The organism is Hymenobacter fastidiosus (assembly GCF_039539565.1).
Lineage (GTDB): Bacteria > Bacteroidota > Bacteroidia > Cytophagales > Hymenobacteraceae > Hymenobacter > Hymenobacter fastidiosus.
In genome coordinates, this window is the sequence record NZ_BAABDJ010000001.1 from 21,246 (window position 1) to 47,663 (window position 26,418).

The 26,418-nt window shown below is 63.3% G+C and carries 19 protein-coding genes and 2 tRNA genes; 12 read left to right on the forward strand and 9 right to left on the reverse strand.

Features of this window, described 5'->3' with window-relative positions:
• Window positions 1–68: 68 nt before the first annotated feature.
• A complete protein-coding gene (locus tag ABD833_RS00080; RefSeq protein ID WP_345070138.1) occupies window positions 69–1,157 on the reverse strand; it encodes an AI-2E family transporter in 1,089 nt (362 codons plus the stop codon).
• Between the two features lie 298 nt (window positions 1,158–1,455).
• On the opposite strand from ABD833_RS00080, the gene katG reads away from it, so the two are divergent.
• Window positions 1,456–3,708, forward strand: coding sequence for a catalase/peroxidase HPI (gene katG, locus ABD833_RS00085; protein ID WP_345070139.1), 2,253 nt, complete (start codon window positions 1,456–1,458; stop codon window positions 3,706–3,708).
• 261 nt (window positions 3,709–3,969) lie between these two features.
• On the opposite strand, the gene ABD833_RS00090 is transcribed toward katG, so the two are convergent.
• Window positions 3,970–4,041 (reverse strand) — tRNA-Glu (locus ABD833_RS00090).
• Window positions 4,042–4,235: 194 nt separating this feature from the next.
• A tRNA-Glu gene (locus ABD833_RS00095) sits at window positions 4,236–4,307 on the reverse strand.
• 358 nt (window positions 4,308–4,665) lie between these two features.
• On the opposite strand from ABD833_RS00095, the gene gap reads away from it, so the two are divergent.
• The 3 genes from gap to ABD833_RS00110 all read left to right on the forward strand — a co-directional run bounded on the left by gap (window position 4,666) and on the right by ABD833_RS00110 (window position 7,279).
• Window positions 4,666–5,673, forward strand: coding sequence for a type I glyceraldehyde-3-phosphate dehydrogenase (gap, locus tag ABD833_RS00100; RefSeq protein ID WP_345070140.1), 1,008 nt, complete (start codon window positions 4,666–4,668; stop codon window positions 5,671–5,673).
• A gap of 116 nt (window positions 5,674–5,789) precedes the next feature.
• The gene (locus ABD833_RS00105; RefSeq protein ID WP_345070141.1) at window positions 5,790–6,668 is read left to right on the forward strand and encodes a diacylglycerol/lipid kinase family protein; all 879 of its coding nucleotides are present in this window, start codon (window positions 5,790–5,792) and stop codon (window positions 6,666–6,668) included.
• A 260-nt stretch (window positions 6,669–6,928) separates the two neighbouring features.
• A complete protein-coding gene (locus tag ABD833_RS00110) occupies window positions 6,929–7,279 on the forward strand; it encodes a translation initiation factor (RefSeq protein ID WP_345070142.1) in 351 nt (116 codons plus the stop codon).
• 86 nt (window positions 7,280–7,365) lie between these two features.
• On the opposite strand, the gene kdsB is transcribed toward ABD833_RS00110, so the two are convergent.
• On the reverse strand, window positions 7,366–8,118 hold the full coding sequence (gene kdsB, locus ABD833_RS00115; protein ID WP_345070143.1) for a 3-deoxy-manno-octulosonate cytidylyltransferase: 753 nt from the start codon (window positions 8,116–8,118) through the stop codon (window positions 7,366–7,368).
• A gap of 252 nt (window positions 8,119–8,370) precedes the next feature.
• Between kdsB and ABD833_RS00120 the strand changes: the two genes are divergently transcribed.
• The 4 genes from ABD833_RS00120 to ABD833_RS00135 all read left to right on the forward strand — a co-directional run bounded on the left by ABD833_RS00120 (window position 8,371) and on the right by ABD833_RS00135 (window position 13,960).
• The gene (locus ABD833_RS00120; protein WP_345070144.1) at window positions 8,371–9,345 is read left to right on the forward strand and encodes a septal ring lytic transglycosylase RlpA family protein; all 975 of its coding nucleotides are present in this window, start codon (window positions 8,371–8,373) and stop codon (window positions 9,343–9,345) included.
• A gap of 334 nt (window positions 9,346–9,679) precedes the next feature.
• Window positions 9,680–10,438: a TIGR02757 family protein gene (locus tag ABD833_RS00125; protein WP_345070146.1), complete on the forward strand. Its 759-nt coding sequence runs from the start codon at window positions 9,680–9,682 to the stop codon at window positions 10,436–10,438.
• A 408-nt stretch (window positions 10,439–10,846) separates the two neighbouring features.
• On the forward strand, window positions 10,847–13,267 hold the full coding sequence (locus ABD833_RS00130; protein WP_345070148.1) for an endonuclease MutS2: 2,421 nt from the start codon (window positions 10,847–10,849) through the stop codon (window positions 13,265–13,267).
• A gap of 297 nt (window positions 13,268–13,564) precedes the next feature.
• The gene (locus ABD833_RS00135) at window positions 13,565–13,960 is read left to right on the forward strand and encodes a cupin domain-containing protein (protein WP_345070149.1); all 396 of its coding nucleotides are present in this window, start codon (window positions 13,565–13,567) and stop codon (window positions 13,958–13,960) included.
• Window positions 13,961–14,143: 183 nt separating this feature from the next.
• Here ABD833_RS00135 and ABD833_RS00140 read toward each other — a convergent pair whose 3' ends face one another.
• The 5 genes from ABD833_RS00140 to ABD833_RS00160 all read right to left on the reverse strand — a co-directional run bounded on the left by ABD833_RS00140 (window position 14,144) and on the right by ABD833_RS00160 (window position 20,761).
• Entirely contained in the window at window positions 14,144–16,438 is a 2,295-nt protein-coding gene (locus ABD833_RS00140; protein ID WP_345070150.1) for a phospholipase D-like domain-containing protein, read from the reverse strand.
• A gap of 136 nt (window positions 16,439–16,574) precedes the next feature.
• The gene (locus ABD833_RS00145; RefSeq protein WP_345070151.1) at window positions 16,575–16,958 is read right to left on the reverse strand and encodes a fibronectin type III domain-containing protein; all 384 of its coding nucleotides are present in this window, start codon (window positions 16,956–16,958) and stop codon (window positions 16,575–16,577) included.
• A gap of 247 nt (window positions 16,959–17,205) precedes the next feature.
• Window positions 17,206–18,228, reverse strand: coding sequence for a UDP-N-acetylmuramate dehydrogenase (gene murB / locus ABD833_RS00150; RefSeq protein WP_345070152.1), 1,023 nt, complete (start codon window positions 18,226–18,228; stop codon window positions 17,206–17,208).
• Window positions 18,229–18,345: 117 nt separating this feature from the next.
• The gene (locus ABD833_RS00155; protein ID WP_345070153.1) at window positions 18,346–19,752 is read right to left on the reverse strand and encodes a sugar MFS transporter; all 1,407 of its coding nucleotides are present in this window, start codon (window positions 19,750–19,752) and stop codon (window positions 18,346–18,348) included.
• Between the two features lie 139 nt (window positions 19,753–19,891).
• Window positions 19,892–20,761 carry an SDR family oxidoreductase gene (locus ABD833_RS00160; protein WP_345070155.1) on the reverse strand — a complete coding sequence of 290 codons (870 nt, stop codon included), beginning with the start codon at window positions 20,759–20,761 and terminating at the stop codon, window positions 19,892–19,894.
• Between the two features lie 147 nt (window positions 20,762–20,908).
• On the opposite strand from ABD833_RS00160, the gene ABD833_RS00165 reads away from it, so the two are divergent.
• From ABD833_RS00165 to ABD833_RS00180, 4 genes are all read left to right on the forward strand, one after another.
• Window positions 20,909–22,090, forward strand: a complete 1,182-nt coding sequence (locus ABD833_RS00165; protein WP_345070156.1) for a THUMP domain-containing class I SAM-dependent RNA methyltransferase — start codon at window positions 20,909–20,911, stop codon at window positions 22,088–22,090.
• Window positions 22,091–22,373: 283 nt separating this feature from the next.
• Window positions 22,374–23,189, forward strand: a complete 816-nt coding sequence (locus ABD833_RS00170) for a mechanosensitive ion channel family protein (protein WP_345070157.1) — start codon at window positions 22,374–22,376, stop codon at window positions 23,187–23,189.
• 125 nt (window positions 23,190–23,314) lie between these two features.
• Entirely contained in the window at window positions 23,315–25,552 is a 2,238-nt protein-coding gene (recQ, locus tag ABD833_RS00175; protein WP_345070158.1) for a DNA helicase RecQ, read from the forward strand.
• Between the two features lie 163 nt (window positions 25,553–25,715).
• Window positions 25,716–26,417, forward strand: coding sequence for a DUF2306 domain-containing protein (locus ABD833_RS00180; RefSeq protein WP_345070159.1), 702 nt, complete (start codon window positions 25,716–25,718; stop codon window positions 26,415–26,417).
• Window position 26,418: the final 1 nt, after the last annotated feature.

A 26,418-nucleotide genomic window follows, 5' to 3' on the forward strand; every position in this document is an offset into this window, starting at 1 on the left:
GGTGCCCACGGAATTTCCGGCGCAGGAATCCCGTGGGCACAGTCTTTTGCCGGCCGCTGCTCCCTGGGCTAAGCTTTGCGACGAAACACCCGTTTCACTTGCTTCAGCCACCGGGGCTCGCGCATTTCGTCTTCGAGCAGGTAGGCGTAGGGGTGCAGGGCCGGCACGTGGCTGCACCCGATGCGGATAATGGCCAGCAGGGGCTCAAACAGAATCATGCCCGGAATGCCCCACAGCAGCTCGCCGAGCACCACGGCCACGATGGTGAACAAGGGACTCAGGTGCAGCGCCGACCCCATCACCAGGGGCTCAATAATGTTGTTGTCGATAAACTGGGCCAGCACAATCACCCCGATGGTGGGCAGCACCAGGCCCGATTCGCCGCCGGCCAGGGCCATGACCAGCGGGAAGGCCGCCCCGATGTAGGCGCCGACGTAGGGCACCAGCGTCGGCAGCACGGCAATGACGCTCAATAGCAGCGCATTCTTGAGGCCGATGATGGAAAAGCCGATGGCGTACACGGCGGCTATAAAAACCATGGACAGCAGCCGCCCCACCAGGTACTGGCCGCCTACTTTGCTGATCTGGTCCAGCATGCGGTCCACCTCCGGCCGGTTGTCGGGCGTGGCCAGCTGCAGGGCAAACTGCCGGAACTTGCGGCGCTGCCAGAGCAGGAAAAACAGGTAGAGCAGCACCAGTACCAGCCCGCCGACCACCCCCAGCAGCCCTTTCAGCGAAGTGCCCACGAACCGGCTGATAGACTGCGACACCTTGGCCAGCTGCTCGCGCACCAGCTGCACCTGCTTCTGCGGGGCCACGCCGAACTTCTCCTGCACCAGCTGCTGCCCTTTCGCCAGCTCCTGATCGAGCCGGGCCTGCAGCTGGGGCCAGTCGTCGGCAATGCGGGAACCCTGCTCACTAATCAGCCACGCCAGCCCGCCGATAAAGGCCAGTACCAGCAGCAGGCATACCAGCGCGGCCCCGGCTCGGCCCAGGCCGCGGCGCTCCAGCCAGTTGCTGACCGGGCGCAGCAGCATGGCCAGGAGCAGGGCAAAAGCCAGCGGAATAAAAAACAGGCGCCCCACATACAGCAGGGCCACCGACAGCAAAGCCAGCAGGAGCAGACCATTGGCGCGGGGCAGGGATATGCTGCGCATAGAAAAGAAGAGGAACAAGGATAACGCCCGCGCCGGTTAGAGCTTCGTGGGTCCAGCGGCAGCTGCTGCTGCCTACGGGCGGCTTGAGTTTCCTGTTGCCGCGGCCCGGCCCCCGGAGCCGGGAGATGGGCCGGTTGCCGGCCAGCGCGCTTCATTGCCTGCGCCTGCCGAAGCCCTGCAGCCGCTACGCCAGCTTCCCGCGACCATCCACCGGGTCGCGGAACCTCTCCCCTGGTAAAAGCACAAACTTTTCCGTGAAATTCTCATTATACTGGACGAAGTAAAACTCACTTGCAAGATGGATAACCCCGCAAATACCCCGCCCCCCGAAAACTCAATTCTCTACGAGCTGAATGAGCCCGCGGCCCAGTGCCCGTTTAGCAGCGGCGCGCTGAAGCAAAGCGCCGGCGGTGGTCGCACCAACCGCGAGTGGTGGCCTAACCTGCTGAAGCTAAGTATCCTGCGCCAGCACGCGGACTTGTCCAATCCGCTGGGTAAGGATTTCAACTACGCGCAGGAATTCAGGAAGCTCGACCTGAATGCCGTCAAGCAGGACCTGTTCGACCTGATGACGGATTCGCAGGACTGGTGGCCGGCCGACTACGGGCACTACGGCCCGTTCTTCGTGCGCATGGCCTGGCACAGCGCCGGCACCTACCGCATCGGCGATGGCCGGGGCGGCAGCGGCTCGGGCGCCCAGCGCTTTGCGCCCCTCAACAGCTGGCCCGACAATGCCAACCTGGACAAGGCCCGCCTGCTGCTCTGGCCCATCAAACAGAAGTACGGCCAGAAAATCTCCTGGGCCGACCTGATTGTGCTGGCCGGCAACTGCGCCCTGGAGTCGATGAACTTCAAACCCTTCGGTTTCGGCGCCGGGCGGGCCGATGTCTGGGAACCGGAGCAGGATATTTACTGGGGCCCGGAAACCGAGTGGCTGGGCGACAAGCGCTACACCGATACCCGGGAGCTGGACAACCCCCTCGCCGCCGTGCAGATGGGGCTCATCTACGTGAACCCGGAAGGCCCGAACGGCGAACCGGACCCGCGGCGGTCGGCGCACGACATCCGCGAAACCTTCGGCCGCATGGCCATGAACGACGAAGAAACGGTGGCCCTGATTGCCGGCGGCCACACCTTCGGCAAAACCCACGGGGCAGCCAACCCCGGCGAACACGTGGGCAAGGAGCCCGCCGGAGCCAGCATGGAAGAGATGGGCCTGGGCTGGCGCAACAGCTTCGGCCAGGGCCACGGCGGCGACACCATTACCAGCGGCCTTGAAGGCGCCTGGACCCGGACGCCCGCCCAGTGGAGCAACGACTACTTCGATAACCTGTTCGGCTTCGAGTGGGAGCTGACCAAGAGCCCCGGCGGGGCGCACCAGTGGCGGCCCGTAAATGGTGGCGGTGCCGGCACCATTCCCGATGCCCACGACCCGGTCAGGAAGCACGCCCCCTTCATGCTCACCACCGACATTGCCCTGCGGGTAGACCCGGCGTATGAGGTGATTTCGCGCCGCTTCCACGAGCACCCGGACCAGTTCGCCGATGCCTTTGCCCGGGCCTGGTTCAAGCTCACCCACCGCGACATGGGCCCGAAAGAGCGGTACCTGGGCCCCGAAGTGCCCACCGAAGAGCTGCTCTGGCAGGACCCCATTCCGACCGTTACCCATCAGTTGGTTGACGACCAGGACGTCGCGGCCCTGAAAGGCCGGATTCAGGCTTCCGGCTTGTCGGTGACCCAGCTGGTCACGACCGCCTGGGCGTCGGCGTCCACCTACCGCGACTCCGATAAGCGGGGGGGCACCAATGGCGGGCGTCTGCGCCTGGCACCCCAGAAATACTGGGCCGTAAACAACCCCGCCGAGCTGGCGCCCGTGCTGAAAACGCTGGAAGGCATTCAAGCGGAGTTCAACGGCGCCCAGGCCGGCGGTAAGCAGATTTCGATGGCCGACCTGATTGTGCTGGCGGGCGGCGTCGGCGTGGAGCAGGCCGCGCAGCAGGCCGGCCAGCCGGTTACGGTTCCGTTTACGGCCGGCCGCGCCGATGCCTCCCAGGCCCAAACCGACGTAGTGTCGTTTGCGGCCCTGGAGCCGGCCGCCGATGGCTTCCGCAACTTCCTGAAGTCCCACCACAAGGCGGCGGCCGAGGAAATGCTGGTCGACAAAGCCCAGCTTCTGACGCTGACCGCGCCCGAGCTGACGGTATTGTTCGGGGGCCTGCGGGCCATCAACATCAACTTCGACCAGTCGCAGCACGGCATCTTTACCAACCGTGCAGGGGCCCTGACCAACGACTACTTCGTGAACCTGCTCGATATGGGCACCACCTGGCAGGCCACGTCGGAGGCGCAGAACACCTTCCACGGCCGTAACCGCAAAACCGGGGAAGTGAAGTGGACCGGCACCCGGGTAGACCTGATCTTCGGCTCCAACTCCGAGCTGCGGGCCCTGGCCGAAGTGTACGGCTGCTCGGATGCTCAGGAGAAGTTCGTGCAGGACTTTGTGGCGGTGTGGAGCAAGGTGATGAACCTTGGCCGCTTCGACCTGGCCTGATGGTAACGCCGTTGGGGCGGCGGGAGTACCGCTATAAAATTGAGTAGCAAAAAGAGGTGGCCTTGCCAAAGGCCACCTCTTTTATTTGGCAAAGCTGCCCGGCCGCGCTGACTTTCGGTTCGCCGTCCTGGAGGAAGAAGTGCTGTTTTCAGGGGAGTTTTTCGGAGTAGGGATGGGGAGGGTCTGCAAATGCAGGCCACAAAAAAAAGCCCGTCTCCAAAACTGGAAACGGGCTTTCTTAGTCTCAAAACGAGCGGAATGTAGTCCGTAGGGGAATCGAACCCCTGTTGGTAGAATGAAAATCTACTGTCCTAACCCCTAGACGAACGGACCAGATACGGTGCCGACCTCGTTTTGATGATGCAAAGGTAACAAGGAAGCAATGCAGCGCAATACCTGATCCAAACTTATGTCCGGATGGCCGGCCGAACCGGCTGCCCCCCGGCAGCAAGCCAAGCCGGAGATATTGCTGAAAAACAAAAATGGCCTCTACGCTAACGTAGAAGCCATTTCAAAACGAGGGGATGTAGTCCGTAGGGGAATCGAACCCCTGTTGGTAGAATGAAAATCTACTGTCCTAACCCCTAGACGAACGGACCAGATAGTGTGCCGACCTCGTTTTGATGATGCAAAGGTAGCAACGCAAACCGTTGACGCAATACCTGGTCCCGAAAAAAGGTGCCGCAGGAAGCAAATGGGCTGACTTTCAGGGGAAAAATTTTTTGGCGGCGCGGGTTTCGGGACCATCGGCCGCGGGTTCCGGCCGGCGGGTATCGGAGCAAATGAACAGGGGCGGTCGGAGGCTTGAGCGGTAGGGAAGAGGCGGGGCGCCGGAGCCCGACAGGCCGGCTATTTCGTTATCGTACGGATTGATTTGGCGAAGTTGGCTGCTCCCTGTACCTTCGCTCCGCGTTTCCACCCGGTGCAATCGAGTACCGTTAACCCCCATTCCCCATTATGGCTAAAATAAAAGTCGCCATCAACGGCTTCGGCCGCATCGGCCGTCTGACGTTCAAGTCGCTGCTCGGCCGCGACAACGTGGAAGTAGTTGCTATCAACGACCTCACCGATAACAAGACGCTGGCTCACCTGCTGAAGTATGACTCCGTGCATGGCCGCTTCGACGGCACCGTAGCCTATGATGAGGAAAGCCTGACGGTAAATGGCGTGCGCATCGCGGCCCTGGCCGAGCGTGACCCCAAGCTGCTGCCCTGGGGCAAAATGGGCGTGGATATCGTCCTCGAATCGACGGGCCGCTTCGTCGATGAGGCTGGCGCAGGTCAGCACATCACCGCGGGGGCCAAGAAAGTCGTGATTTCGGCTCCGGCCACCGGCGACATCCCAACCGTCGTGCTGGGCGTAAACGAAGACATCCTGACCGGCGACGAGACCATCATTTCGAACGCCAGCTGCACCACCAACTGCCTGGCCCCAATGGCTAAGGTGTTGGACGAGGTATTCGGCATCGAGAAAGGCTACATCACCACGGTGCACGCCTACACGTCCGACCAGAACCTGCAGGACGCGCCGCATAAAGACCTGCGCCGCGCCCGCGCCGCCGCCTACAGCATCATCCCCACCAGCACCGGTGCCGCCAAGGCCGTGGGCCTGGTACTGCCCCAGCTGAAAGGCAAGCTCGATGGTTTGGCCATGCGCGTGCCCGTGCCCGATGGCTCGATGACCGACCTGACCGTAGTGCTGAAGAAAGAAGCCACCAAAGAGCAGATCAACGCCGCCCTCAAGGCGGCCGCCGAGGGCCCGATGAAAGGCATCATTGAGTACACCACCGACCCGATTGTCAGCATCGACATCGTGGGCAACCCGCATAGCTGCATCTTCGACTCGGAGCTGACCTCCGCCAGCGGCACGCTGGCCAAGGTAATCGGCTGGTACGACAACGAAACCGGCTACAGCACCCGCACGGCCGACCTGATCCAGAAGCTGGGTGAGGGCATGAGTAAGTAAGCGCTGCCGTAAAGCGACTACCTGTGAGAAGCCTGCCCGGTTCGGGTGGGCTTTTCTGTTGGGGCCGGTTCTGTCTTTTCCAACCTTTCCGGCACCGCCGCGTTTTTGTGCCGACTATGCCCGCCAAGCCCCGCCTCTGCTTTCTGATTAACCCCAAGTCGGGCACCGACCGGCGGCAGGATGTACCCGCGCTTATTGCCCGGCACCTCGACCACGCGGCCGTGGACCACGAAATCCGCTTCACCCAGCACGCCGGCCACGCCGAAGCGCTGGCCCGGCAGGCCGCGGCCGAAGGGTTTCGGACGGTGGTAGCCGTGGGCGGCGACGGCACGGTGAACGAAGTAGGGCGGGGGCTGCTGGGCACGGCCACGGCCCTGGGCATTCTGCCGCGGGGCTCCGGCAACGGTCTGGCCCGCCACCTGCAGATTCCGCTGAGTCTGCCCGCCGCCGTGCAGCGCGTGTGCCGGCCCACCTTTCAGCGCATCGACGTGGGCCACATCAACGGGCACGCCTTCTTCTGCACCGCCGGGCTGGGGTTCGACGCCCACGTAAGCCGGCACTTTGCCCAGGCCGGCACCCGGGGGCTGAGCACCTACGTGAAGGTGGCCCTGCGCGAATACCGCCACTACCGCCCCACCGCCGTAATGGTGACCCTGAACGGCCAGACCCTGCAAACCGACTGCTACGTGCTGGCCTTCGCCAATGCCGCCCAGTACGGCAACAACGCCTACATCGCGCCCCTGGCCGATATCCGGGACGGGTTGCTGGATGTCTGCCTGATTGATGCGCTGCCCTTCGGCCGGGCCGTACGCGTCGGGCTGGGGCTGGCTCTGGGCAACCTGCCCGCCTCCGGGGCGGCCATATTCCACACCAGCAACCATATTCACGTCCAAACCGCCGCTCCCCTGGGCTTTCACATCGACGGCGACTACGTGGGGGAAGCTCACGACTTCGAAGTAGCCCTGACCCCGCTGGCGCTGGAAGTAGCCACGTAGTGGTAGTGCTGAAACGGTAAATTTTCAGGTTCTGTCATCCTGAGCATATCGCGCTTTAAGCGGTGACGAAGGACCTTCCTCTTCGCTGCCACCAACCCCTGTTCAACGCCCACAGCCCTTTTTCGCCCCCAACAGGAAAGGGCTTTGCTCAGTTAAGCGCCTTCCCTGCTACACAACCAGGGAGGTCCTTCGCCGGTGGACGCCAGATGAGGGATGACCGCCGACCCGCCCGCTCACGCGCCATTTCATAAATTCGCCCCATGAAAGCTGATAAAAACCGCCATAGCCGCGAAGGCATCGTGTACTCGACCAGCGCCGACTTTGAGTACCAGCACGGCGCCGCCGAAGAAACCCCGACGCTGCCGCCCCCGCAGCAGAACCTGCGCGTGCAGCTCGATAAGAAGTCGCGCGGGGGCAAGCAGGTCACGCTCATCACCGGCTTCGTGGGCCAGGATGCCGACCTGCAGGCCCTGGGCAAGCTGCTCAAAACCAAGTGCGGCGTGGGCGGCAACGCCAAAGACGGCGAAATCCTGATCCAGGGCGACTTCCGCGACAAAGCCCTGGCCGTGCTGCTGGAGCAGAAGTACAAAGCCAAGAAAGCCGGCGGGTAAGGGGTTAATTAGTAATTAATAATTAGCAATTAAGAATTGCCCCATTTCTCCTGAGAGGGGCGTTAATCGTAACCCATTACTAATTCTTAATTACTAATTCTTAATTGCCGCAAGGCTCTTCCCACGTCTTCCGGGGTGTCGATGCCGATGGTTTCGAGGGTGGTTTCGGCGGTGAGGATGCGGTAGCCGTTTTCCAGCCAGCGCAGCTGCTCCAGGCTTTCGGCCTGCTCCAGCGGGGAAGGCGGCAGCAGGGTGATGTCGGCCAGCACGTCGGGGCGGTAGGCATAGAGGCCGATGTGGCGCAGGTAGCGGTGGTAGCCCAGCCAGTGGGCCGGCTCGTGCTGGCGCTGGAAGGGCAGGGGATGGCGGCTGAAGTAGAGCGCGTAGCCCTGGGCGTCGAGCACGACTTTGGGCAGATGCGGGCTGAACAGCTCCTCGGTGCTGATAACCGGCTTCACCAGCGTAGCCAGCTGGGGCCGGGGCTCCTGTTGGAATAAATCGACCAGGGCATTTATCTGGGCGGGGTGAATAAAGGGCTCGTCGCCCTGGATGTTGATGATGCAGTCGGCCACGGTGCCGAGCTGGCGGTAGGCGTCGAACACCCGGTCGGTGCCGCTGGGGTGGTCGGCGGCGGTGAGGATGGCTTCGCCGCCGAAGCTTTCTACGTGGCGCAGGATCCGGTCATCATCGGTGGCCACCACCACCCGGCTCAGGTTGGCCTGCCGGGCCTGCTCCACCACGCGCTGAATCATGGACTTACCACCCAGATCGACCAGCGGCTTGCCGGGCAGGCGGGTGGAGGCGTAGCGGGCGGGGATGATGCCGATGGCGTTGAGCATGGGAGTGGAGTGGAAGGGCAGAACGAAGCGGAAGGAGCCGAAAGTAGCGGGATTTTGGCTTGGGAAGCAAAGAGGCCCCAAATTGGCTAAGCGCCGGGTAACCCACCCGCTAATCCAAGCCTTGCGGCCGATGGGCCATTTGGGCCGCCCACCCAACGATTATTTATTTATCTTTCGGCAGCCTTTAAGCTGCTGACCGCGGGCCGCTCTTCTGATTCATAGTCCCTGGTCTTTCCCCCGCAAACCGTCCGTATGACCCGTTTTTCGTTGCTGTTTGCCGCCTTTGCCTGTTCTGGTTTTGCTGCTTCGGCCGCCGTGCGGCCCACCATTCTGCCCGATTCCATCGGCGTGGAATACCGTAATAATAAAGTCCTGATCAAGCACCGCGTCGCGCCCGGCGAAACGCTGTACGGCATTTCGCGCCGCTATAAAGTGCCCGTGGAGCAGATCGTGGAAGCCAACCCCAAGCTGGAAGGAGCCCTCGGGGCCGGCCAGATTGTGCTGGTGCCGCGCACCCGCGTGGTGCTGACTCCGCCCGGTGCGCCTAAAACGGCCACCGCGGCCGGCCCGGCGGCCGCACCCAACCCGGCCGCCCGGGGCCTGGCCGCTGATGCCCGGGGCAACAAGGTATACAAGGTGGAAAAAGGCCAGACCCTGTTTTCCATTGCCCGCCGCTTTGGCCTGTCGCCGGCCGACATAGCCCGTCAGAACAACATGGCTGCTGACGCCGGCGTCCGCATCGGCCAGACGCTGATTATCGTGCCTGCGGGCGGTGCTGCCGCCGCGGTACCCCCGGAAGCTGCGCCGGTAACGAAAGCTGCTTCGGTGCCGGCCCCCACCAACCGGCCCGAGCGCGGGGACGAAACCGAGCGGGAAAAGGAGAAGGAAACGGCGGGCGCTACTGCCGCCGTGCTGCCGCCCGCGAGGGAAGAGGCTCCCGAAAGAGTCAGCGAAATCGTCCGCAAGGTGACGGAGAACGGGCTGGCCGCCGTTATCGAAGGCGGCGGTACCGACAAGTACCTGGCCCTGCACAAAACGGCCCCGGTGGGGACTATCATGCAGGTGCGCAACATCATGAACGGCCAGTCGGTGTACGTGCGCGTGATCGGGCAGCTGCCCGATACCGGTGAAAACAGCAACGTGCTGGTGCGCATCTCGCGCCGCGCCGTGCAGAAGCTGGCCACGCCCGACTCCCGCTTCCGGGTCGAAACGTCCTACGTGCCGTAAGGCAGAAGACTTGTTCCTAAATACAGAAAAGCGCAAATTCAGCGGTCATGCTTCATCTGGCGTCCGCGCAGTCGAAGCATCTCTACCGCTTTGTTGCTGTAGCATTGATTACTAATGCGGTAGAGATGCTTCGGCTGCGCGGACGCCAGATGAAGCATGACGTTCTTTTTTCATTATTGCTTATTCGGGAACAAGTCTAGAAGCTAGAAGTCAGGAGTTAGAAGCCAGAATCCCTGGCAGCTCGGCGGGTATGCTCGTGGCTGGATTCTTCTTATGTATTCAGAGCCGCTAGCTATCTTCAACTCCTGACTCCTGACTTCTAGCTTCTTCCGAGTTGACTCACGCCCAGACTCTGCAGCTGCTGGAGCAGCGCTACGCCCACTACAACCGGCCCGCGTTCATCCAGGACGACCCGATTCAGATTCCCCACCGCTTTACGCAGCGGGCGGATATTGAAATCAGCGCCCTGTTTGCCGCCCTGCTGGCCTGGGGGCGGCGGCCCACCATCATCAGCAAGGTCACGGAGCTGCTGCGCCGCATGGACGACGCGCCCCACCAGTTCGTCACCCAGCACCAGGAGGAGGATCTGAAAAAGCTGCTCGGCTTCTGCCACCGCACGTTCTGCGACACCGACCTGCTCTACTTCGTGCACTGGCTGCGCTGGTACTATGCCGACCACGACACCCTGGAAGATGCCTTTCTGACCGGCAACACCCAGCGCGAGCGGCTGGAAAACTTCCATACGCTCTTCTTTAGCCTGCCCGACGCGCCCCCGCGCACCCGCAAGCACGTGGCCACGCCCGCCCGCGGCTCGGCCTGCAAGCGCGTGAACATGTACCTGCGCTGGCTGGTGCGCCGGGATGATAAAGGCGTGGACTTCGGCCTCTGGACCCGCCTGCCCATGGCCGACCTGATCTGCCCCATCGACGTGCACGTGGAGCGCCAGGCCCGGCAGCTGGGGTTATTGACCCGCCCGGTAGTAGACTGGCGCGCCGCCGAGGAGCTGACGGAGAACCTACGGCAGTTCGACCCGGCTGATCCGGTGAAGTACGACTTCGCGCTGTTTGGGCTGGGGGTGGAGGAGAAGCGGTAATGCGTTTAGCGGTTACGCTCATCCCGAAATGCGTATTCGCGCCCCGGCGTTAAACAGCTCCCGCATCGAGACTACAGGGAGCTCGTCTCTACAACCGTCCTCCGGTTTTTTGCGCCCCGCTACATCACCCCGCGGCGGTTTCACAACCGGTGAACGTGCCGGTCCGGCGGCTCTTTTCAAGCCGTCGGGCCGGTTGCCGCGCGCACGAGCACTTCTGCCGGATATAGCACCGTCAGCTGACGGCGACCGGTCCGACGGCTGAAAAGAGCCGCCGGACCGGCGCAAACGACACGGATACCATTCGTGAAACCGCTACAACTAATTAGTAACCCCGGCGAATCTTTCGCCCGGCCCCGAATGTTTACTTTTACATTCCTTTCTGAATAGCCCTATTACGCAGCACCTGATTTGATTCTTCCCCAGAACTTCGAGCACAAAATTGGCTTCGCGCAGCTGCGCGACATGCTGGAAGGCCTGTGCCTGAGCGCCCTGGGTCGCCAGTTCGTGGCCAAGATGAGCTTCCAGACCAAGCACGACCAGCTGCTGAAGCTGCTCCAGCAGACCGACGAGTTCCGCTTCCTGCTCAACAGCGGCGCCGACTTCCCCAGCCAGCACTACCACGACGTCAACCCCCACCTGGTGCGGGCTGCCCTGCCCGGCGCTTACCTCGACGTCAGCGCGTTTTTCGCCGTCAAGATGAGTCTGCGCACCATCCGTCAGGCCCTCACCTTCTTCACTCAGGCCGAGGAAAGCCTCTACCCCACGCTGCGCCTGCTCGGCATCGGCGTGCAGGTCGACCGCAACCTGCTGGCCAACCTGGACAAGGTGGTGGACGACGACGGCAACGTGCGCGACAATGCTTCCCCGCTCTTGTCGCAGCTCAAGCAGGAGCTCATTGGCCGCCAGGGCCAGCTGCGCAAGCAGATTGCCGGCATCCTGCGCCACGCCAAGTCGGAGGGCTGGGTGCCGGGTGATGCCGAGCCCACCATCCGCGGCGGCCGCCTGGTGCTGCCCGTCATTGCCGAGCACAAGCGCCGGGTGAAGGGCCTGATTCACGATGAGTCGGCCTCGGGGCAGACGGTGTTCATTGAGCCGGAAGCCGTGTTTGAGCTCAACAACGACATCAAGGACCTCGAAAACGGCTACCAGCGCGAGCTGATCCGCATCCTGACCACCCTCACCGACCAGCTGCGCCCCCACATTCCGGACCTGCGCAAAGCCTACCAGTACCTGGGGCTGCTCGACTTCGTGCGGGCCAAAGCTCTGCTGGCCCGCCGCCTCGAAGCCACCCTGCCCACGCTGGACCCGCGTCCGCTGATCCGCTGGCAGACCGTGCGCCACCCGCTGCTCTACCTCACCTTCAAGGAGCACTTCAAGGACAGCCCCCGCGAAGTGGTGCCGCTCGACATTGAGCTGAACCCCGACCGCCGCATCCTGCTGATTTCGGGTCCGAACGCCGGGGGCAAGTCGGTGAGCATGAAAACGGTGGGCCTGGTGCAGTACATGCTCCAGTGCGGCCTGCTCATTCCGGCCGCCTACGGCTCGGAGGCGGGCATGTTCGACGACATCTTCCTCGACATCGGCGACGAGCAGAGCCTGGAAAACGACTTGAGCACGTACTCCTCCCACCTGCTGAGCATGAAGCAGTTCGTGACCCTGGCCAACAAGCGCAGCCTGGTGCTCATCGACGAATTCGGTACCGGCACCGAGCCGGCCCTGGGCGGGGCCATTGCCGAGGCCGTGCTCGACCAGCTCAACCGCGCCCGCGCCTTCGGCGTGATTACGACCCACTATACCAACCTGAAGAACTTCGCCGAGCGCACCGAAGGCGTGGTGAACGGGGCCATGCGCTACGACCCCGAACGGCTGCAGCCGCTCTACCGCCTGGAAATCGGTAAGCCCGGCTCGTCGTTTGCCATCGAAATTGCCCGCAAAATCGGCCTGCCCCGGCAGATTGTGGAGCGCGCCACTCAGCTCGTGGGCAAGGACAAGATTCGCTACGACCGGCTGCTGGAAGGCCTGGAAAAGGAAAAGGCCGAGCTGGAGCTGCGCACCGCCGAAGCCGAAAAAGCGGAGCGGCGCATGAAAAAAGCCGCCCAGGAATACCAGGACCTTAAAAAGCACCTCGACGAAACCACCCTCGAAGTGCTGCGCGACGCCAAGGCCAAAGCCAAGCTTTTGCTCCGCGACACCAACCAGCAGATCGAGGCCACCATCCAGGAAATCCGCATCGGCCAGGCCGACAAGGAAAAGACCCGGGATGCCCGCCACAAGCTCGACACCTTCGTGCGCGAAAAGCTCCAGCTGGAGCCGCCCAAGCCCAAAGCCACCCGCGAGCTGGCCGACGCCGCCACCCTCAAAGCCGGCGACAAAGTGGCCCTCATCGGCCACGACGGGCACGGCGAAATCATGAGCGTGAAGGGCAAGACGGCGGAGGTTTCCTTTGGCGGCATGAAAACCATCGTCAAAGTGGCCATGCTCGAAAAGCTGGGCCGGGCCGAAATCCGGGAGCGGGAGAAAAAGTCCGAGCGGCTCAGCTACGCCGTATCGGGCGCGGGCATCGACATGACGGGCCGCATGAGCAACTTCAGCCCCAACCTCGACCTGCGCGGGGAGCGGGCCGAAGACGCCCTGCACAAGATCATGGCCTTCGTCGACGACGCGGTGATGTTCGGCATCCCGGAGCTGCGGGTGCTGCACGGCCGCGGCAACGGCGTACTGCGCCAGGTAGTGCGCGACTACCTGCGCTCCGTCCGGGCCATTGCCAGCGTCGCCGACGAGCACGCCGACCGGGGTGGCGACGGCGTGACTATTGCGGTGTTGAAGTAGGGCAAGCAGGGCAGTATCCCGACAAAGCTTATATTAGCTGAAGTCGATACTGATTGGTATTCCGGGCCGTCAGCCACGCTACCCCGGTAGGGTGGCTGACGGCCCGGGGGGCTTCACCTCTACAGCGCGGAAGTCATGGAAAGAAGAAAATTTATTCTGACCACGCTTGCGGTGCCGCTGACCGCTCTGCCCGGTTTCCCGGGCCAGGGCAAACGGTCCGGACCGGGGTTCAAAGTAAAGGCCGGGGAAGGCCGGCGGCATGGGCACCTCCAGCTTACCGGGGTCAACGTCAATAGTATGGATGTAAAGGTCTCCGGCCGGGATACGGCGGGGGGCCTGGCCATCTTCGAGCAGACCAGCCGTTCCCCCGGCCGGGGCACCCCCCTCCATATCCATCCTTTTCAGGACGAGGTTTTTTACGTGCTCGAAGGCGAGTATTACTTTCAGGTAGGCGCGGAAAAATATTCCCTCACTACCGGGGAATGTATTTTTCTGCCCCGCCAAGTCCCTCATTCCTGGATTCAGGTAAGTGCCACGGGCCGCATGACCGTCACGTTCCAGCCCGCCGGCAAGCTGGAAGAGTTTTTCGTGGCCCTGGCCGCTTTAAAGGTCCCCCCGACCCCCGAAGAACTGGCCCGGATTTTCGCGGCCCACGATATGCAGATAGTCGGGCCGCCCGTGACCAGGGGGTGAGGATGTGCCGCTAAGCTCCGGCCTGGTAAAACCCGCGAAGCGAGGGGCGGATAGTACGCTATGTGCGCCAACGCCTGCAAACCCGCTACGCTTGCAGCACCCGCCCAGCCGGAGCACAGCAACCATAAAAAAGGCGGCCCCCGATCCGGGGGCCGCCTTTTTGGGCCTTGTAATCAAGGATGGTTACTCCACTACCACGCGGCTGACCTGCGTCGATTCGGGCGTTACGATCTGGACCAGGTACAGGCCGGCACGCAGCCGGGTGGCGTCCACGCTCACCTCCTGGCCGTTGAGGGGCTGGGTTTGCGTGAGCACGACGCGGCCGGTGGCGTCACGCATCGTGATGGTGGCCAGGCGGGCCTGGGCCGCCTCAATGCGCAGCTGGAACCTGCCGGTGGTCGGGTTCGGGTACACTTGCACGCCGGAGCCCCGCACCTTGCCATTGCGGGTGGCCAGCACCAGCACGCAGGGCGTAATGCCTTTGTTCTGATCCGTGATACGGCGGTAGAACTCCTGGTAGTACTGGTTCACCACCTTCGCATCGTGGACGATAAGGGTGTTTTCGTCGTTTTCGGTGTTGGCCGACAGGCTCCAGTTGTGGGAGCCCACGAATACCTGCGGATCGGAAGCCGAAGCGCCGGCGTCCATGATGGCGTACTTGTGGTGCATGATGCCGGGCACGTTGTTCACCAGGGCCCGGGCGCCGACGGCGGTTTTGATGGTGCGGAAAATGCCGCCCGAGGCCGGGCTGCTGGTCGTGTCATCGACCAGAACTTCCGAGCAGCCGGCAATGCCGCGCAGCAGCACCTGGTCGCGGATGGCGCGGCCAAGGTCGCTCTGGGTGATGAGCATGGTGGCAATGTGCAGGTCGTTGTCGGCGGTCTGAATGGCTTCGATCAGGCGGCCGTTCACGTTGTCGGTCGGCGAGAACCACGATTCTACGCTCTTGCCGCCGATGTTGAGGTAGTGGGGAGTGTTGTCGGTTTTGCGCGAGCCGAACAGGGCCGTAGCCTGGGTGCCGGCACCCCACATTTCGTTCATCTCGATGCTGTATACCCGGGCCAGCGACTGATCCTGAATGGCAATGGCGTTGTTGCGGTCGGAGCTGAGCTGGGCCGGCGTCCAGTTGGTTGAGCCGGTCCACACCCACGGAATGTTCGGGTTGGCGCTGTTGGCGTCGATAATCACGAACTTGTTGTGCATGATGTTCATGGCCGTGTTGCGGCCCAGGCGCGGCACGCTGGCCGTCAGGTTCTGCACGCTGGCGTTGAGGTTGTCGGCCTCAAACAACACCCGCACGGCCACGCCCCGGGCGTGGGCCGCGTTGACGGCCGTCAGAATAACCGGGCTGTTCCAGTTGTAGACGGAGATGTCCAGCGTCTGGGTGGCCTTGTTGATGTAGCGGGCCACGGTGTCGGCAATAGCGCCGTTGGGCAGGTACACGGCGTTGTTGCCGGGCAGCGCCAGACTGGTGTTCACCGGGTTGGTGAAGTAGGTGCGCATCTTGCCCGACGACAGCGAGGCCGTAATCATGGGCACCACGCGCGACTCCGACAGGCCCACCGAATTGGTGGAGCTGGCTTTCACGTGATACACCGTGGCGGGCTGCAGACCCGTAAGGGCCAGGCTGTGCTGGGTGACGCTCGTAGCGCTGGTTACCGCCGTGAAGGGACCGGTGGCGGAAGTGGAATATTCCAGCTTGGTGTTGCCGGCGTTCTGGGTCACGAAGCCCACCGTGAAGCCGGTGGTGGTGATGTTGGCAGGCCGGGGCGAGGTAATCAGGTTCGGCGTGTTGCCCTGCAGAAAGTCGGTGTAGAGGCGGGGCAGCAGCTGATAGCCAGTGATGCCGGGCGCCGTGTTGGTGAACTGGCTCATGATGCCGATGGCGTCGAACACTCCGGTCGGGGAGGGCTTGCCGATCAGCCCGTTGGGGCCGTTGGAGCCGGCATTGACGAAAAGCACCGTCGCGGCGTTGTTGTTGATGCGGAAGGTGGTGCTGGAAAACGCCGTAACGGGGCTTCCCGCCACCGTGTTGATGGAAGTCAGGCCGTTGAAGCGCACCAGCTGTCCTTCGTACTGCTCGGCGAAAGCGGCCGAAATACCCGCCGCCGCGAACACCACGGGCACGGGCATAGGCCGGTTGCCGGCCAGTACCGTAACGGAGGTGACGGGGTCAAGCTCCAACAAACCGCGAAAATTCTTGAGCGTCCCGGTCACCTGGATACTATCCCCCTGGTTGATGCCCGCCACCAAAGCCGGGGAGTAGGCCGCAATGCCGGCCGTACCATCCTGCAGGTAGCGGATGTCGCGCAGCTCCGGACCATTGGTGACCACGCCCCGCACCGTAACCGTGGCACCGGACGTGTTAAAGGCCGGACCCTGAGCCCGGGCCGCGGCAATACTGATAACCGTCTGAGCCAGCGCCGCCGGCAGACTTACCCCAAGCGAAAGCAGGGCCAGAAGAGTAAATTTTTTCATGCAGATCGTAAAAGTGACAACCGAAAAGCTTAGTGGAAATTCAGGGGGCAAATATCCTGATTTTCAGCCAATACCCCGTCAGCCCCAGGTTAGGGAAATGTTATAAAGTTGGCGGTGGGCGTTGCCGCGCCCGGTCCTATTCGCGGCCGGGCGCGACTGCCGCACCGCGCAGGCGGTTGGAGGGGCGCTTTTGGGTATCCGTGCTCACGGGCCCCGCCGCGGCCGAGGAGGTTCCTGCGCCATTCACCGACGACACCTTCACGGAGTAAACGATGCCCGGCGGCAGGTTTTTCAGCACCACGTTGCGCCGGGTAGTGGGGGTGACGTTCATACCTACAGTGCCCGGTTGAGCGGTTTTACCGTACTCCACCTTCGTGTCGCCGGCATTCTGGGTGGTGAAAGCGACGGTGAACCCAATGCTGGTCATTCCCGTGGGCACGGGCTTTTCCACCACGTTAGGCAGCCCTTCGCCCAGCCCCACATCACTGTACAGACGGGGTAACAGCTGACCAGGCAGCATGGCAAAAAGCGTAGCGTTCCTCCTACCTGGAGAGAAAGGCGAGGGAGTTAACGTGAGAAAGAGGTCCTCCCGAAACCCTGGCACGTCATTGCGAGCATTCGGCGCCTGAAGCCGAGGCCGGGGAGTCTCGTCTGCTGACGTTGCCAGCCTGATCTGACTACCATGGCCCGCGGGATATCTCGCTAGGGCGCGACCTGACGTTCTTTCGACTGCCTGAACCGCTTCATGCAGCAGGGCGAATATCCAGTCACAGAATATTCACCTCCGGGTGGAGCTCTACGCCAAACTTCGCCCGCACGGAGGCAATAATCTCGTGGGCCAGGTCGCGGATAGCGGCTCCCTGGGCCCCGCCGTGGTTGACCAGTACCAGGGCCTGCTGGTCGTGCACGCCGTGGGCCCCGAAGCGGCGGCCTTTCCAGCCGCACTGCTCGATGAGCCAGGCGGCGGGCACTTTTACGCCCCCGGGCACGGAGTAGCCGGGCAGGCCGGGGTAGTCGGCTTTAAGGGCTTCGTACTTGGCCCGGGACAGCTCGGGGTTTTTGAAAAAGCTGCCCGCGTTGCCGATCTGGGCCGGGTCGGGGAGCTTGCTGCGGCGGATGCGGATGACGGCCTCGCTCACGTCCTGGGGGGTGGCGGCCTCGATGCCCATGTCGGCCAGGGTAGTGCCGATGGCCCCGTAGCTGGTGTTGAGCTGGTGCCGGCGGCGCAGGCGCAGCACCACGCCCGTCACGATAAACTGGTTGCGCAGCGGACCTTTAAACACGCTTTCGCGGTAGCCAAACCCGCACTGCTCGTAGGTGAACGTGCGCAGCTGCCCGGTGCTGATTTCCACGGCCTCCAGGTGGTCGAAGGTGTCCTTCAGCTCGGCCCCGTAGGCCCCGATATTCTGCAGCGGGGCCGCGCCGACGGTTCCCGGAATCAGCGACAGGTTCTCAATGCCACTCAGCCCCTGATTCAACGCGTACTGCACCATGCCGTGCCAGGATTCGCCCGCCCCCGCCCGGACCAGGGCCGTGTCGGTGGCCTCATCCTGGGCCGTTACTTCCAGGCCCAGAATTTCGTTTTTGAGCACCACGCCCATAAAATCCTGGGTGAAAAGCAGGTTGGAGCCACCGCCGAGCACGAGCGTCTCCTGTTGCTGCACCTCGGGCAGCGCCAGCAATGCCCGCAGCTCCTCCACGCTGGCAAAGCGGGCAAACAGGCGGGCCTTCACGTCGAGGCCAAAGGTGTTGTAGGCGCGCAGGGAAACGTTTTGTTCGAGCAGGGGCATGGGCTGCGTTTTTGGTTATTGGTTTTTGGTTGTTGGTTTTTGGTTGTTGGTTTTTGGTTGTTGGTTTTTGGTTAACTCTACCGAAACCAGCCCAACAACCAAAAACCAACAACCAGCTTACCGTACCCGGTAGCCGCTCAGGGCGTAGAACAGCAGGTATACGTAGCAGAGCATGGGCACCACGAAGGCCACGCGCAGGCCGCCGCCGTGGGTGGCAATGAAGCCCATCAGCGGCGGAATCAGGGCCCCGCCCACGATGGCCATAATCAGGTAGGAGGAGCCTTGCTTGGTGAACTGGCCCAGCCCGGTAATGGCCAGCGGAAAAATCACCGGCCACATAATGGAGTTCATCAGCCCGCAGAGCACGATGAGCCACAGGGCCGTTTCGCCCTGGCTGAGCAGGGAAGCCCCGACCAGCGCGGCCCCGGCCGCGCAGACTGCCACCAGCAGGGCGCGGTTGGGGAAGCGCAGCAGCAGCGGAATGCCCACCAGCCGCCCGATCAGCGAGCCAAACCAGTACGACGACACCAGCACCGCGCCCACGGCTTTGGTGAAGCCGCCGGTAGTGTCAATGGGCTCGGCCTGCTGGCCGAAGAGCACCAGGGCGTAGTTGGTGGCCACGTTCAGGCCCCGCACCAGACTCTGGGTGAAGCCCGACAGCTGCTGAATGCCCTGGCTTTCGCCGTAGCGAATCAGAAACGAGCCCAGCCCGACTTCCACGCCCACGTACACGAAAATAGCCACGATGCCGAGCACCAGATGGGGGAAGCCCAGGGCGCTGGTACGGCGGGTAAGCGCTTGTCCGGCAGTAGTTTCAGTGGCATCATCGGCGTCGATGCCCTCGAGGTCGGGCAGCCGGACCAGGAAGAAAAAGACGCCCGCCAGCACCACCAGAAACGCGGCCAGACCCATATAAGGGCCTTTTACGAGCTGCGACTCTTCGCTCAGGCGCTGGGCCAGGGGCAGGGTTGCCAGCCGGGCTTTCAGCGCCACCGAGCCGCCGAACAAAATCAGGCCGCCCACCAGCGGGGAGAGGCTGCCGCCGAAGTTGTTGGCCACGCCCACGATGCTCACCCGCGCCGCCGCCGACCGGGCCGGGCCCAGCACACTCACGTACGGATTGGCCGCCACCTGCAGCAGGGTGATGCCCGCGCCCAGCACCGCCAGCGCCGTGAGAAACAAACCGAACTGCCGGGAGTCGGCGGCCGGAATGAACAGCAGGGCCCCGCCGGCCATCACCAGCAGCCCCACGACGATGCCGCGCTGGTAGCCGAGCTTTTTCAAGACCCAGCCCGCGGGCAGCGACATCAGAAAATAGGCCCCGAAAAAGGCCGACTGTACGGCCGAGGACTGCAGATCAGTGAGCTGGCAGACGTCCTTGAGGTAGGGCATCAGCACGTCGTTGAAGTTGGTGACGGCCCCGAACAGGAAAAACAGGGTCGTCATCAGCAGCATGGGCCCGGCGTAGGAGCGGGCCGGGGCGGCAGTGGTGGCGGGAGCAGCAGAGGAAAGAGGAACGGCCATGCAGGCGGGAGTGGGAAAGAAGTGGGCCTTAAAGATAGGCATTACCCGCAAGGCCCGCCGCCCCGCCGCCCCTGCGCCAAACGAAAACAGCCAGCCCCCGCTGAAGGAGCTGGCGGCTGACGGCATCGGCCGGGAGCGCCTAGCCGTTGACCACGTCGCCGCCGTTGGGGTGCAGCACCTGGCCCGAGAAGTACGAGGCGTCTTCCGAAGCCAGGAACACGTAGGAGGGCGCTACTTCCGACGGCTGCCCGGCGCGGCCCATGGGGACGTTGTGCCCGAACAGGGGCAGCTTGAGCAGGCCCAGTCCCGTCACGAACGGCGTCCAGATCGGGCCCGGCGCCACCGCGTTGACCCGGATGCCCTTCTTGATGAGCTGCAGCGACAGGGCCCGCGTGAAGGACACGATGGCGCCCTTGGTGGACGTATAGTCGATAAGCTGCTCGTTGCCTTTGTAGGCATTCACCGAGGCCGTGTTAATCACGGAGTCGCCTTCCCTGAGGTGCTTCAGCGCCGCCCGGGTGATGCGGAACATGGCGATGATGTTGAGGTTGAAGATGCTGTCCAGCTCGTCGTCCTGGAGGTCGGCGAAGTCGTCGTGCCAGGTTTGCTCGGCGGCGTTGTTGACCAGCACGTTGAGCTGGCCGTACTCGGCCACGGTGCGGTCCACGATCTGCTGGCAGAAGGGCGGCTCCCGCAGGTCGCCGGCCAGCAGCAGGCAGCGGCGGCCTTCGGCCTGCACCAGCTGCTGGGTTTTCTCGGCGTCTTCCTGCTCGGTGGGGAAGTACACGATGGCCAGGTCGGCGCCCTCGCGGGCAAAGTGCACGGCCACGGCCCGGCCGATACCGGAGTCGCCGCCGGTGATAAGCGCGATTTTGCCCCGCAGCTTGTCGGCGCCCTGGTAGGTGGCGCGGATGTACTCGGGCGCCGGCGTCATTTTGGCTTCGATACCGGGCTTGCCGGCCCTCACATCCTGGTGTTGCGGGGGAAAGAGACTTGGCTGGTCAGACATGCGGTAGGAGGTGAAGAGGTGGGGTAAAGCAGATCTAACGCAGGCCACGCCGTAGGGTTGACGCTACCGGCGCGCCGGATAAAGCCGCGCATTCCAGGGAAGAATCCCGACCTTTGCCGCTTCACTTTACTTCTAATGCCCCGCCCCATGTCCGAAAACCGCCGCGACGCTTCCTTTTTTATGACGGCCACCACCCAGTTCGGGCTGGAGGAAGTGCTGGCCCAGGAGCTGCGCCAGCTGGGAGCCAAGATTGAGAAGATCGGGCAGCGGGCCGTGGAATTCACGGGTACCAAGCAGCTGCTCTACGAAGCCAACCTGTGGTGCCGCACCGCCGTGCGCATCCTCAAGCCCTTCGCCCACTTCCAGGCCCCCGACGAAAAATCCCTCTACCGCGAGGTGGGCCGCCTCGACTGGAGCGAGTATATCGGGGCCGACCAGACTTTCGCCATTACGGCCGTGGTCAACAAGTCCTCCTTCGAGCACTCGCTCTACGTGGCCCAGCTCACCAAGGACGCCATCGTGGACCAGTTTCGTAACCGCACCGGCGTGCGGCCCAGCGTGGACGTGAAGACCCCGGATATTCGTCTGCACCTGCACATGATTGAGAACGAAGTGGTGCTCAGCCTCGACTCGTCGGGCGACTCGCTGCACCGCCGCGGCTACCGTCAGCAAACCAACGCCGCTCCGCTCAACGAAGCCCTGGCGGCGGGGCTGCTGCTGCTGACCGGCTGGGATGGTAAAAAGCCGCTTATTGACCCCATGTGCGGCTCGGGTACTCTGCTCACCGAGGCGGCCCTGATTGCCCAGCGCATTGCCCCCGGCCTCTACCACCAGGGCAAATTCTGCTTCCAGAACTGGGCCGACTTCGACCTGTCCCTCTGGGAGTCGGTGCGCATGGATGCGCGCGGGGCCCGGATCGACGAACCCCAGGCCTATCTGGCCGGCTCCGACCTGTCGCCGGAGTTCATCGAGCTGGCCCGCCAGAACGTGGCCGCCGCCGATCTGGAAGACTACATCCGCCTGGCGGTGCGCGACGTGAAAGACGCCGTGGCGCCCGCCAACGAAGCGCCCGGCCTCGTCATCATGAACCCCCCCTACGGGGAGCGGATCGGGGAGGAGGAGGAGATGGACGCGCTGTATAAGACCATCGGCGACACGCTCAAAACCAGCTTCCCGGGCTACGACGCCTATATCTTCACCGGCAACCTGGAAGCCGCCAAGCGCGTGGGCCTGAAAGCCTCGCGGCGTACTCCGCTCTTCAACGGCCCCATCGACTGCCGGCTGCTCAAGTACGAGCTCTACCAGGGCTCCCGCAAGGTAAAAGAGTAACTGAGGTTACGCCGTGGGCGGCGGGTTGCCGTCTGTTAGAAGTTAGAAGCCAGGAGTTGAGGAAGCAGGGGTTAAAGAGGAAGGAACGAACGGGTGCCCAGGCCGACGCGCCTTGAATCGGCAGCCGGCCCGTACTCAGCCTCCTAGTTTCTGCCTTCCCGCTTCTAGCTCCTGACTTCTAACTCCTAGCTCCTGAAACAGGGTTTCAGGAATGCCCCGCGTCACCTCAGTTGCTTATACTCACCCCAGCTTGCCTGTCCTCACCCCACCGCCGCCGCTCCCTATGAACCAGCTTACCACCTACGCCCAGCAGCTCCAGACCTTGGTCGTGCTGTATCTGCCCCGAGTATTTATGGCCGCGCTGGCGCTGGGAGTAGGGTGGTGGGTGATTGGTCGGGTCAGCCGCGTTATTGCCAAAACCACCGCCCGGCTCGACGTCTCGCTCCGCTCGTTTCTGACCAGTCTGGTCAACATCGTGCTGAAAGTGCTGCTGCTGATTTCAGTGGCCGGGATGGTGGGCTTCGAAACCACCTCGTTCGTGGCCATTCTGGGCGCGGCGGGGCTGGCCGTGGGCCTGGCCCTGCAGGGCACGCTGGCCAACTTCGCCGGTGGGGTGCTCATCCTGATCTTCAAGCCCTACGTGGTCGGCGACGTGATTGAGAGCCAGGGCAAGTCGGGGGAAGTGCGGGAAATCCAGATTTTCAATACCATCCTCGTCACGCCCCAGGGCGACACCATCATTCTGCCCAACGGGGCCACCTCCAACAACGTCATCGTCAATAAAACGGCCCAGAACCGGGCCCTGGTCGAAATTCCGGCCGAAATTGACGCCGCCAACGACCTGGCCACCGTGCGGGCCTGGGCCATTCCGCTCATGCTGGCCGATGCGCAGGTGCTGCCTGATCCGGCCCCCGAAGTGGTCGTGACGGCGCTGAAGCCCGGGGGCATGGCCGTGGCGTTTCGGGCCTACACCCACGCCGGCCAGAACCTGCCCGCCTACGGCCGTCTCATTGAGCAGCTGCAGCAGGCGCTGGGCCGGCAGGGCGTGAAATGTCCGGTACCGGTGTCGCACACCTACACCCGGGTGCTGCCGGAGTAGAGCGGGGGCCAGGCGCAGAGGAGCAGTTCATGACCGGGTGGTAGCGCACGATTTTCAGGCGGCTGGGGTTAGCATACTCTGACAAAACTGCCCGAACTCCCGTTTTACCGTCGTATTTTTACCGCATGTTATTTGCCCCCGAAGCCCTCACGCCGACGCTCGAATCGGCCCGGCGCGTCCTGAAACAGTATTACGGCTACGATTCCTTCCGCCCCATGCAGGAAGACATCATCGCCAACATCATGGCCGGCCACGACACGGTGGTGCTCATGCCCACCGGCGGCGGCAAGTCCGTGTGCTTCCAGGTGCCGGCCGTGGTGATGGAGGGCGTGTGCGTGGTGGTGTCGCCGCTGATTGCCCTGATGAAGGACCAGGTGGAGGCCCTCAAGGCTAACGGCATCTCGGCCGAGTATATCAACAGCAGCGTGGGCCAGGCCGAGCAGAACTCCATTGCCGGCGACTGCCTCAACGGCCACCTCAAGCTGCTTTACGTGAGCCCCGAAAAGCTCGTCTCCCCGGGCTTCACGCAGTTTCTGAAGCGCCTGCGCATCAGCATGTTCGCCATCGACGAGGCCCACTGCATCTCGTCCTGGGGCCACGACTTTCGCCCCGAATACACCCAGCTCAAGCTGCTGCGGGAGCAGTTCCCGCAGGTGCCCATCATTGCCCTGACGGCCACCGCCGACCGCCTCACCCAGCGCGACATTCAGCAGCAGCTGAAGATGCACGAGCCCCGGGTGTTCCTCTCCAGCTTCGACCGGCCCAATATCAACCTCATCGTGCGCCCCGGCCAGGACCGCGTAGCCGGCATCCTGGAGTTTATCGAGCGCCACCCTAACGAGTCGGGCATTATCTACTGCCTCTCGCGCAAGCAGTGCGAAACGCTGACCCAGAAGATTCTGGCCAAGGGCATCCGCGCCGGCTTCTACCACGCCGGCATGACCTCTAACCAGCGCAGCGCCGTGCAGGAAGGCTTTCTGAAGGACGACCTGCAGGTGATCGTAGCCACCATTGCCTTCGGTATGGGCATCGACAAGAGCAACGTGCGCTGGGTAATGCACTACAACCTGCCCAAGAACATCGAGGGCTACTACCAGGAAATCGGGCGCGGGGGCCGCGACGGGGCCCCGGCCACGGCGGTGCTGTTCTACAGCTTCGCCGACGTGATGAGTCTGCGCGACATGCTCACGAAAGACAACCCCAGCGTCACCCAGCTCAACCTGACCAAGCTGGAGCGGATGCAGCAGTTTGCCGAGGCCGCCAGCTGCCGCCGCAAGATCCTGCTCAACTACTTCGGCGAAACCCTGCCCCAGGACTGCGGCAACTGCGACATCTGCCGCAACCCGCCCACCACCTTCGACGGCACGCTCATTGCCCAAAAGGCGCTGTCGGCGGTGGTCCGGATGCGGGAGCGGGGCAGTATCGGCCTGCTCATCGACGTGCTGCGCGGCATGCGCAACCAGGCCGTGCTCAGCGGCGGCTACGACCAGATCAAGACTTACGGCGCCGGCGCCGACCTGCCCTATCTGGACTGGTACAGCTACATCCACCAGATGCTCAACGACGGCCTGCTCTACATTGCCTACGAAGAGGGCTACGCGCTGAAAATTACCGAGCTGGGCAAGCTCGTGCTCCAGGGCCAGCGCCAGCTGCCGATGAAGAAGTTCCAGCCCGCCGAGAAAGCCGAGAAGCTGCCCCGGGGCAAAAAGGCTCCGCGCGGCAGCGGCAAAACCACCGACGCCGGCTCTGACCTGTTCGAGAAGCTGCGTCAGCTCCGCAAGCGCATTGCCGACGAGCAGAACGTGCCGCCCTACGTGGTTTTCTCCGACGCTACCCTCCAGGAAATGGCGGCCGAGCGGCCGACTTCCCGCGTGGCCATGCTGGCCATTTCGGGCGTGGGTATGAAGAAGTTCGAGAACTATGGCGAGCAGTTCATCCGCGAAATCCTGGCCCAGGGCGGCACCCCCACGCCCGATGACGCCGCCGAAGCCGACCAGCAGACTTCCCTCGACCCCGAAGATGAGCAGGTGCCGCGCCCCCGCCGCACCCGCGAGGCCGGCGACACTCACGACAACACCTTCCAGCTGCACCGTCAGGGGCTGAGCGTGGACGAAATTGCCGAGCGCCGCAGCCTGAGCCCCGGCACCATCCGCTCCCACATCGAAACCCTCTACGCCAAGGGCCAGCCCATCCGCCTCGAGGAGTTCCTGAGTCAGAGCGAGTACGCCGAAATCATGACGGCCCGGGCCCAGCTCGGTGGCGAGCCCCAGCTGCGCGACCTGTTCGACCACCTGCGCGAGAAGTACGACTACTTCAAGCTCCGCCTGGCCGGGCTCTACCAGCAGCGGCTGAGCGGGAAGTAGGAAGGAAGAAGGCATAAAAAAGAACGTCATTCCGAGCGCAGCCGAGGAATGACGTTCTTTTTTATGCCACGCTGAGCCCCACCGAAAAAATATTCCCTCTATTCAATCATAAGAATATACCAGCCGCGTTGTACTGGCCGCGCCCCGCACCAACCTGCTGACTATGCCCGCTGCCCCAACTTTCCCCCGCACCCTGCAACTTCTGGCCGGCGCCCTGGTAGCCGCCTTCGCGGGGCTGATGGCGACCAAAGTCTGGCCCTACCTGAGCTTCGAGCCGGGCATTCATTTTCTGACTACCAAGTCGGAGACGACGAATGCCAACGGGCTGTTCCGGGTGGGGTTTTACGTACACATTACCAGCAGCCTGTGGGTGCTGGCGGCGGGGCTGGTGCAGTTCTTCCCGCGCTGGTTTCCGGGCCGCGCCACGTTGCACCGTAACCTGGGCAAGCTCTACGTGGCCTCCATTCTAGTGCTGGCCGCGCCTTCGGGACTGATTCTGGCCGCCTACGCCAACGGCGGACTGGTGGCCAAAGTAGGTTTCACGCTGCAGTGCGTGGTGTGGTGGCTCAGCACCTGGCAGGCTTACCGGCTGGCCCGGCAGCGCCGCTGGGAAGAGCACACCGCCTGGATGATCCGCAGCTTCGCCATCACGCTGGCCGCCCTGAGTCTGCGCGCCGAAAGCTACCTGCTCTACTACCTGTTCGGCACCAAGCCCATCGAAACCTACCTCACCGTGACGTGGCTGTCGTGGACGGGCAACCTGGTGCTGGCCGAAGTGCTCATTCAGGCCGGCGCGGCCCGCCGACTGTTGCGCGGGGCGCGGTTTGCGGCTCCGAAAGTATCCGCTGAGGCCGTGGCGGCTTAGT